Annotated in this window: 9 protein-coding genes; 7 read left to right on the top strand and 2 right to left on the bottom strand. The window is 38.0% G+C overall.

Annotated features, from left to right (window positions below; all coding sequences use genetic code 11):
* The coding region (locus tag BANA01_RS29740) for a hypothetical protein (RefSeq protein ID WP_218008425.1) at nucleotides 1–1,181 on the bottom strand (1,181 nt) is incomplete at its 3' end.
* Between the two features lie 279 nt (nucleotides 1,182–1,460).
* Here BANA01_RS29740 and BANA01_RS25430 point away from each other — a divergent pair.
* From BANA01_RS25430 to BANA01_RS25405, 6 genes are all read left to right on the top strand, one after another.
* Nucleotides 1,461–2,546 carry a CotH kinase family protein gene (locus BANA01_RS25430; RefSeq protein WP_063255229.1) on the top strand — a complete coding sequence of 362 codons (1,086 nt, stop codon included), beginning with the start codon at nucleotides 1,461–1,463 and terminating at the stop codon, nucleotides 2,544–2,546.
* 151 nt (nucleotides 2,547–2,697) lie between these two features.
* Entirely contained in the window at nucleotides 2,698–3,243 is a 546-nt protein-coding gene (locus BANA01_RS25425; protein ID WP_063255228.1) for a hypothetical protein, read from the top strand.
* 62 nt (nucleotides 3,244–3,305) lie between these two features.
* A complete protein-coding gene (locus tag BANA01_RS25420) occupies nucleotides 3,306–4,502 on the top strand; it encodes a hypothetical protein (RefSeq protein ID WP_063255226.1) in 1,197 nt (398 codons plus the stop codon).
* Between the two features lie 174 nt (nucleotides 4,503–4,676).
* Nucleotides 4,677–5,348 carry a hypothetical protein gene (locus tag BANA01_RS25415; protein ID WP_063255224.1) on the top strand — a complete coding sequence of 224 codons (672 nt, stop codon included), beginning with the start codon at nucleotides 4,677–4,679 and terminating at the stop codon, nucleotides 5,346–5,348.
* A 189-nt stretch (nucleotides 5,349–5,537) separates the two neighbouring features.
* A complete protein-coding gene (locus tag BANA01_RS25410; protein WP_063255223.1) occupies nucleotides 5,538–6,728 on the top strand; it encodes a M14 family metallopeptidase in 1,191 nt (396 codons plus the stop codon).
* Between the two features lie 145 nt (nucleotides 6,729–6,873).
* Nucleotides 6,874–7,266, top strand: a complete 393-nt coding sequence (locus BANA01_RS25405) for a thiol-disulfide oxidoreductase DCC family protein (protein ID WP_063255222.1) — start codon at nucleotides 6,874–6,876, stop codon at nucleotides 7,264–7,266.
* A gap of 158 nt (nucleotides 7,267–7,424) precedes the next feature.
* Here BANA01_RS25405 and BANA01_RS25400 read toward each other — a convergent pair whose 3' ends face one another.
* A complete protein-coding gene (locus BANA01_RS25400) occupies nucleotides 7,425–7,835 on the bottom strand; it encodes a VOC family protein (protein WP_063255220.1) in 411 nt (136 codons plus the stop codon).
* 482 nt (nucleotides 7,836–8,317) lie between these two features.
* On the opposite strand from BANA01_RS25400, the gene treP reads away from it, so the two are divergent.
* On the top strand, nucleotides 8,318–9,742 hold the full coding sequence (gene treP / locus BANA01_RS25395; RefSeq protein ID WP_063255219.1) for a PTS system trehalose-specific EIIBC component: 1,425 nt from the start codon (nucleotides 8,318–8,320) through the stop codon (nucleotides 9,740–9,742).
* Nucleotides 9,743–9,801 lie beyond the last annotated feature (59 nt).

Below are 9,801 nucleotides of genomic sequence, written 5' to 3'. Positions count from 1 at the left end.
GCCTTTGGATCCTTTACTACCTTTAGAACCATGAGAGCCCTTGGAACCGCTACTTCCTTTGGACCCATGAGAGCCTTTGGATCCTTTAGTGCCTCTAGACCCATGAGAGCCCTTGGAACCACTACTTCCTTTGGACCCATGAGAGCCTTTGGATCCTTTACTTCCTTTAGAACCATGAGAGCCTTTGGATCCTCTGCTTCCGCCAGACCCACGAGACCCCTTGGAACCTTTGCTTCCTTCTGAACTGCGACTGCCTTTTCTACCTTTAGGACCCTTTGGACCTTTGTCACCACGAGACCCACTGGAGCCTCTGGATCCTTTGCTGCCCTTACTTCCACCTGAACCCTTACTGCCTTTGCTTCCGCCAGAGCTTTTACGGCCATAACCATAACCCTTACCGCCATAGGTTCCTTTACTTCGACCCGAACCATATGAACCTTTAGAACCTCGGCCGCGTGAACCACGAGATCCTTTTGACCCTTTACCTCCGCGAGAACCTCGGGATCCTCTTGACCCTTTACCTCCACGGGAACCATAAGATCCTCTTGAACCTTTACTTCGGCACGACCCACGAGATCCTTTTGAACCTCTGCTTCCACCAGAACTGTGTCTTCCTTTTCTACCTTTAGGACCTTTAGGACCTCTTTTTCCGTGAGATCCACGGGAACCTCTTGTTCCTCTGCTGCCCCTACTTCCACCAGAACAGCCATATGATCTTTTTCTCCGTCCTGAACCATAAGATCCTTTGGAACCATTAGACCCTCTTGATCCTTTATGTCCACGGGAGCCATTAGATCCTCTAGATCCTTTACGTCCACGGGAGCCATTAGATCCTCTAGATCCTTTGCGCCCACAGGAACCATAAGATCCTCTTGATCCTTTACTACCGCCAGAACCCCGAGAGCCTTTCGAACCTCTACTCCCACCAGAACGATGTTTACCTCTTCTACCTTTAGGACCCTTTGGACCTTTAGGGCGTCTTTTACGTCCAGACCCATAAGAACCACGTGAGCCTTTCGAACCTCTACTTCCATCAGATCCCTTGCTGCCCTTACTGCCGCATGTCCCATGACTCCCACGAGATCCTTTACTTCCCTTAGACCCTCGGCTACCGTCTGACCCTTTGCTGCCACTGGAATCTGAATGATCATCGCAGAAACATTTTTTGTGTTGCTTTTCATCTGGATTGTTATTTAGAAATAAAACGACTCCATTATCTTTAGCTTTCGATAGCCTCTGATTCATGTCCATCCCCATCTTGGTTTTCCACCACTTTCCATAAATATATTCCTTTCACTCTCTAATTTATGGTAATAAAGTGGTACTTGATATAGACAAACATTTATTTTTTAACATTAATATCATAAATATTTGCGGATTGACATATGACCAATACAAAAATTCTAGATGTTTGTACTGCACAATCCTCCTAGAGGCCGCATACTATCTAGAAAAAATGTATGTATAGGAGTATTAACGTGTTAAAATATGAAATCTTCATTAATCCAAAGTGGCTGCAAAAGTTGGAGGATGATATATGGGAGGATGAGCATGTCCCTGCCGTATTAAAGTTTGCCAATAAACGATACAAAATAGGGCTCACCTATCGGGGGAATGTTATAAGAAAAAAGAAGAAAAAATCCTATAATATCATTTTTCAAAAACCTTATCTCTTTGACGGTGCTCATGAAATCCACCTAAATGCTGAATACGATGATATTTCACTGAGCCGCAATAAACTTTCTCTTGATTTTTTTAATACCATTGGAGTTATTTCTCCGCACTCCAAACACGTGCTTCTTTATATCAACGGTTACTGTAAAGGAATTTATTTAGAACTGGAATCATTTGACCAACATCTTCTGAAAAAAAGAAATCTTCCCGATGGCCCCATCATCTATGCCACTAATTATTTTGCAAACTTTTCTCTAATCTCTCCCGAGAACGAATTAAAAACGAGTTTAGATGAAGGCTATACGATCAAATATGGTGAGGAAAAAGACCTATCATTATTAGAGGATTTTATAGAAATGATTAACACCCTCCCTAATGAAGAGTTTGAAAAGGAAATCGGTAAAATCCTAAATATTGAGAAATACCTTAGATGGCTTGGGGGTGTCGTTTGTACACAGAATTTTGATGGGTTTATCCATAATTACGCTCTCTATCTAAATAGCAAAACGAATCTGTATGAGATAACACCTTGGGATTATGATGGGACCTGGGGGAGAGACCTTCACGGAAGGAAGCTTGATCACGATTTCGTCCCAATCACTGGGTATAATACCTTAACTGGACGACTTCTCCATACTCACCCAGTTAAATTAAAATACAAAGAAATCTTGACTGAAATCTTAGAAACTCACTTTAATGTTGAAACATTAAAGCCAATTATCGAAGAACAATTTCAGCATTTAAAACCATTTATTAGGACAGATCCCTATATAAATATGGATGAAAAATACTTTGATAAAGAAAAAGACGTTATTCTTGAATTTATTAAGAATAGAAATCGCTATTTAACTAAAGAGTTAGCGTCATTATGACTTTTTTGCTTGTATATGGACTCCATATACTTTTTTTTTGCCTATTTTTACAAAAAGGTAAGAAAAAAGGCTCGTCGTTTAGTACAACATCATACCGTGACACATATAAATGCAGTGTAAATGTTTATTTAATTAAAGGAGGATAAATATTGTGAATAACGACATGTGGAAGTCTTTAGTGGGGAAGACGATCAAGGTTGACAGAGGCGGACCTGAATCAAGAATTGGTAAATTAATGGCGGTTCTTGATGACCATCTAGTACTTTTGACTAAGGATGATGGAGTACTTTATTATAATACGCACCATGTCAAAAGTGTAACAGAGAATTCAAAGGACACCATGGATATTGGTATTGAGGTTCCGGAGAATTTCGAATTTAAAAGCGCTGCAAACTTCCAAGGTCTACTAGAGAGCCTAAAATTCCAATGGGTAAGAATTAACCGTGGAGGTCCCGAAAAACTTGAAGGTGTTATTAGTGAAATTAACAAAGACTTTGTATCATTAATTAGCAAAGAAGAAGTTGTTCGTGTATCTATGTGGCATATCCGAAATGTTAGCTATGGATTAAAAATCGAAAGTGAAAAACAAGAAGAAAATAAAGACCAAGGTAAAGAAGAGAACACTATGTCTCAAACAGAAAAACAAGCAGTAAGACAAAGAGTTGTTCGTGCTGAAAATGCACAAGTAAGACAATGAAAAATTTATCTCTTGTCGCTTCTTAATAGAAGCGACAAATTTATCCTAAGGAGGAACATTGAATGGGATCTGATAATTTTTCATCCACTGTGGATTTACTAAAAGGCTACAATGTAAATCTGTATGTTGGTGAAGAAATTATAAAAGGGAAATTAATGGGTGTAGAGTCTGATCATATTATTATCGAGGACGAAAAAAAATACGTCTATTACTATAGTATTGATAAAATCCAGGCGATTACGAAAAATACGAAAGAATTTAAAGGCGAAGAAATCACGACTGAATTTATGAAAACCCAAAGTTTAGCGGATTTATTAAGCTCATTAAAGAATTCATGGGTATCTATTTTGTGCTTAAACAAGCAATCTTTTACTGGGGTACTAAGCATCGTTGATAGCGACTTTGTTACGTTAATCAATGGTGAAGATCGAATTTTAATCAAAATCTCACACATTTCAAATATATTAAAAGGATATCGTAAAGAAGAAAAACAAGAAGAAAATAAAAATGAAACAGAATCAGCTGTTTCCGAAAGTAAAGCGGAAGATACAGATAACAAGTATGTTGAAACTCAAGTATTCATGAAGGCAGACAACCAGGAATCTGATGTTCAACAAGCAGTGAATCTGGTAGAGGCTGACGTGATAACTGCTCCAAAAGTAAGTGTAGATCAACAAGAGAATGAGAAAAAGGTTTGGGCAGAACCTATCAAGTTCACATCAACAGTAGTAAAAGTCAGCGATGAAATCAAAAAAGAAGAGAAAAAGCAGAGTGTTCACAATGATAGCATTCCACAAATTGTGAATAGTAAGTGGTCACGAACTGAAATACCGCAAACACAACAAGGAGAAGTGAAACAGCAAAAATCAGAGGTTGTCATTCAAAATGTTGTGCAACATGATAAAGCAAGTGTCCTAAGACCTGCTCCGCCATCAGTGGAAAAAAGAGCTCAGGTAAAACAGACTGTACGTGAGCAAATGAAAGCTGTACCTGTACCGAAAAAAGAGGTAACTGCAAATTCTACGCAGGAACTATTAAATAAGGTGAAAAAAGTCAAGGAAACGATTGATACCAATCCACTTATGAAAATAGATAAGTCAAAAATGAGCACCGTCGAAAGTAAAAAAGAGGATATCAAACCGAAGGCTCAAGAAGTTGGTGTATCTCGGTTTTCAGGTGAACCTGTTAAGAGTGACTTTGACCGAAGATCCATCTTTTCAGGTTGGCCGAATCGGAGTAACTCACTAAAACGCATTTAATCACACTAAAAGATAATGGCTGTAAATGATTCCTATAAATTTACATTCTCTATTCCTGTGGCAATTACTATCCATCATAAATTTTACAATAAAGAGCTGGGCATTCCTTATTAATATCCAGTCTATGCACCCGCTCTTTTTGTAGAATCACTTTACTAGAAAGGATGTGATTAGATGAAATTAAAAGACCATGTTGGTACCTATATAAAACTTGAAATCTCCGGTAACAAACCCATAAGTGGAATTTTAATCGACATTGGCAGTGATTTGTGGGTTATTTTTAATGGTTATGATTATTTATATATTCCTACGGTGCATATTCAAAACTGGAAGATCCCTAAAATAGAAGAAATTGATGAAATCATCACACTATCAGATGATCAATCCCCTATTTTTAATCCCAACGAGGAAATTTCATTACGAAAAACACTCACGGCAGCAAAGGGTATTTTCACAGAAATATTTGTGACTAGTAAACAATCGATACACGGCTACATTATCAGCATTATGAATAATTATTTTGTTTTTTACTCCCCTATTTATAAAACAATGTTTATTTCTCTTAACCACTTAAAATGGTTAATTCCTTATACCAATAACCAGCGCCCCTATGGTTTAAGCAATGCGAATTTACCAGTTAACCCCTCGAACATAACATTTGCAAGATCATTTGAAGTTCAGATTGAAAAATTGATTGGGACATTAATTGTATTTAATCTTGGAGAAAATGAGAATTGTATGGGGAAAATAATGGGAATAAAAAATAATTTCATTGAATTACTAACGGCAAAAGGTGACCCTGTCTATTTAAATCTACAACACCTTAAAGCCGTTCATATGACATAAGTATGTTATCAGCCTCTTTTTGGTAACATGAATCATTCTTTCTATATAACCTTGACAGAGTGTCCTAAGGGCGGCACTCTTTTATTTATTAATCCCTTCTGATATAAGTGAAAATAAAAATCTACATATAAGGTAAACTTTCCTGCATACATTTTAAGTAAGACCATTTTCGACCATCAGGAGGATTCCATGGACATCTATGTGAGACAAGGTGATTCTTTATGGTATTACAGTCAATTGTATCAATTGAATATCCAACTGATAATTGATTCTAATCGTGATATTCAACCAAGTCAGCTTGCAGCAGGACAGCGAATCCGAATTCCGGGGTTTGTGGGGCAGGATTACCAGATCCTGCGCGGGGATTCTTTTTGGAGTATTGCTCAAAATCGTAATTTGTCACTGGATGCGCTGCTGCTTGCAAACCCTAATGTAAATCCTAATCGTCTTGTAATCGGCCAGACTATTAAAGTTCCTCTTCGGATTACTTGGAGACTCGTTCAAGGAAAGCAACATTATGATTTTAGCCGTATGATGAGTGACATCGCACGTATGCAAAATGTATATCCATTTCTCCGAGTAACAAATGCCGGAAACTCAGTGCTTGGCAATCGGATTCCTGAAGTTCTAATAGGTAATGGCAGTAAAAGAGTTCACTATAATGCTTCTTTTCATGCGAATGAATGGATTACTACCCCTATCTTAATGACTTTTTTAAATGATTATTGTTTATCGCTTACGAATGGGAGTTCCATCCGCGGGCTATCGACTCTTCCGTTATATAACCAAAGCTTACTGTCTTCAGTTCCAATGGTTAATCCAGACGGAGTTAGTCTTGTGATGAATGGTCCGCCAGAAAATGAAACGTGGAGAAATAGAGTGATCGAACTTAATCGTGGAAGTACTGATTTCTCTGGTTGGAAAGCAAATATTAGGGGTGTTGATCTGAATGATCAGTTCCCTGCGCTTTGGGAATTGGAGAAAGCTAGAAATCCTACAGAGCCTGGACCACGTGATTTTGGGGGGGAACACCCTTTATCTGAACCTGAAGCCATTGCGATGGCGGATTTGACCAGACGACGTGATTTTGCCCGGGTTCTTGCGTTTCATACACAAGGTCAGGTTATTTATTGGGGATTTGAAAATTTGGAGCCCCCTGAATCTGAGGTGATTGTAAACGAATTTGCGAGAGTAAGTGGTTATGAGCCTGTCAAGAGTATCGAAAGCTATGCAGGGTATAAGGATTGGTTTATCCAAGACTGGCGCCGCCCTGGATTTACTGTCGAGCTCGGAACAGGCACGAACCCCCTCCCACTGACCCAATTTGACGAAATTTATGAAGAGACATTGGGAATCTTTTTAGCTGGACTTTATATGTAATGACCTATTTCAGTTTTGGAATGGGTTTTTTTGTTGTGGGAGTTTTTTGAGTTATGCGCCAGTATTTAAGTTTATCCGTAACTAAACTTTAACCACCCTTTAATCATTTTTGTTAATATTATTTATACAAGGGATAGGTGAAATCATGGGAGCAATTATTTTATTTGATGGAATATGTTACTTCTGTAATAGCAGTGTTCAGTTCATTATCAAGAGAGATCCAACGGGTTATTTCAAGTTCGCTTCACTCCAAAGTGAGATTGGACAGCAGCTATTGAAGCAATACGGGGTTAGTAAACAGATTGACAGCCTCATAGTTATTGAACAACAAAAAGTTTATATCAAATCAAGTGCAGCATTACAAATAAGTAAAAAATTAAGTGGATTTTGGAAGTGCTTTACGATACTAAGGGTCCTCCCTCCTTTTTTTAGAGATTTCCTCTATGACCTGGTAGCAAAAAATCGTTACAATTGGTTTGGTAAAAGGGAAAGCTGTATGCTGCCTACTGAAGAAATGAAAAAAAGATTCTTAGTGTAAGAATTATTTTCAAAAAATGGACATGTTCACTACATGCCTGTACTAGGTGGTACATATATTAAAGTAACCCATGATACAATACCTCCTTTAGAAAGTGGCCCCACCACTTTCTTTTTTTTTTTTATGCAAACAAAAAAGCACTTAGAAAGTGCTCCGAATTATGACTTTTGATAATTCAATTCCCATATAACCCCAAACTGATCTTGAACTCTTCCGTATTTGGCACCCCAAAATGTATCCTCTAACTCCATAAGTGCCTTTCCATTTTTCATTAGTGAGTCATACAAATTTTGAATTTCTTCTTCACTTTCAGGCTCGAGCGTAAGGGTAATATTGTTCCCCACAACAACCGACTGACCTGGGAAGGTATCGGAAAACATAAGTGAAATGTCACCTTTACTTAGTTTTGCATGCATGACTCGTTGATCTGCTTCTGGCGGAGTCGGATAATCAGCTTCACCGAATGTTTGTAGACCGATAATTTCAGCTCCTAATACTTCTTTATAAAACTCCAAAGCTTGTTTTGCGTTTCCATCAAAAGATAAATAAGGTGTAATCTGTCCCTTCATTCTAAACACTCCCTTATAACAAATAAGCAACAATATATTATTGTACATAAAGCACAAAATTTATTCGAAAAATTCAAAAAAAAAGACCTTTGACAGATGTCAAAGGCAAAAGGTGAGCTTAGTGGTCAAGGCTAAGCTCTAGTTTTAGGAGGTCTAAACTCAGAAGAATTTAAACAAGTTGATTATACCATTTTCCGAAAATTCATTCAACAGTTTAAAGCGTTAAAGTTGAAAAGTTATGAACTTGTAATAATACCTCCTATAATAAGTAAATCACTAGTAATGGTCAACCCCATTTTTCTACTAAAAACAAATATGTTGACAGTCTTGTATATACAAGTTAGAATGTAACCGTAACCAAAAAAACTTGTATATACATGTTTAAGATGTCGGATTGAAACGTACACATGAATGGTAAATACAAGGAAATAATACATTATATAAAGAATTGGAGATTTCCAATTCCTACAGGGGGAAAAAACATGACGAAGTTCACTGAGTCAGCAAAAGAACTGCTCGAACACGTTGGAGGCAAAGAAAACATCGCGGCTGTAACCCATTGTGTTACGAGAATGCGCTTTGTATTAAATGATCCGAGCAAAGCGGATGTAACAAAAATTGAATCTCTTAAACCGGTAAAAGGTACTTTTACCCAAGCAGGACAATTCCAGGTAATCATCGGAAATGATGTATCTACCTTCTATAATGACTTTGTTAAAGTTGCCGGTGTTAGTGAAGCATCGAAAGACGAAGCAAAAGTAGCTGCAAAGCAAAATATGAATTGGCTGCAACGTATGATTGCTCACCTTGCAGATATCTTTACACCTTTAATTCCTGCACTCGTTGTAGGTGGTTTAATCCTTGGATTTAGAAACGTAATCGGTGATATTAAATTGCTTGAAGATGGAACGAAGACAATCGTTGAAGTTTCTCAATTCTGGGCGGGTGTTCACGCATTCCTTTGGTTAATAGGTGAAGCCGTGTTTCACTTCCTGCCAGTCGGTATCACCTGGGCAGTCGCTAGAAAAATGGGTGCAACACCAATCCTTGGTATTGTCCTTGGTATTACATTAGTTTCGCCTCAATTACTAAATGCCTATGGTGTAGCAGGAGCTAAAGATATTCCAACGTGGGATTTTGGCTTTGCTCAAATTGAAATGATTGGTTATCAAGCTCAAGTAATTCCTGCTATTCTAGCTGGATTCCTACTCTCATTTTTAGAGTTAAGACTTAGAAAAATTGTTCCGAATTCAATTTCTATGATCGTGGTTCCATTCTTAGCGTTAATTCCAACTGTATTAATTGCACATACGGTATTAGGTCCTATCGGTTGGACAATTGGCTCTTGGATTTCAGATGTTGTATATACAAGCTTAACTTCTGCTTTTGGCTGGTTATTTGCCGCTATCTTTGGATTTGCTTATGCACCACTGGTTATCACAGGTTTACACCATATGACCAATGCAATTGACTTACAATTAATGTCAGAGCTTGGCGGAACGAACCTTTGGCCAATGATTGCTCTATCAAATATTGCTCAAGGTTCTGCTGTTCTTGCAATGATCTTCATTAATCGTAAAAATGAAGAAGAAAAACAAGTATCCATTCCAGCTGCGATCTCTTGTTACCTAGGTGTTACAGAGCCAGCGATGTTCGGTATTAACTTAAAATACGGCTTCCCTTTCCTTGCAGCGATGATTGGTTCTCTAGTAGCAGCCGTTATTTCTGTAGGTAGTGATGTCATGGCTAACTCCATCGGTGTCGGCGGGCTTCCAGGATTCCTTTCTATCCAGCCGCAGCACATGATGATGTTTGCAGTAGCGATGTTGGTTGCGATTGTGATTCCGTTTATTCTAACCATCATCTTTGCAAAAACAGGTATGAACAAATTTTCTTTTAAAAAATAAAACTCCATTTTAGGAGGGAGATGATCTCCCTCCTTTTCATTATTAGAGTCTTAAAAAAT

It is taken from the genome of Neobacillus niacini NBRC 15566, assembly GCF_001591505.1.
Lineage (GTDB): Bacteria > Bacillota > Bacilli > Bacillales > Cytobacillaceae > Neobacillus > Neobacillus niacini.
The sequence above is the reverse complement of the archived record's forward strand: the minus strand, read 5'-3'. Positions and strand labels throughout refer to the sequence as shown.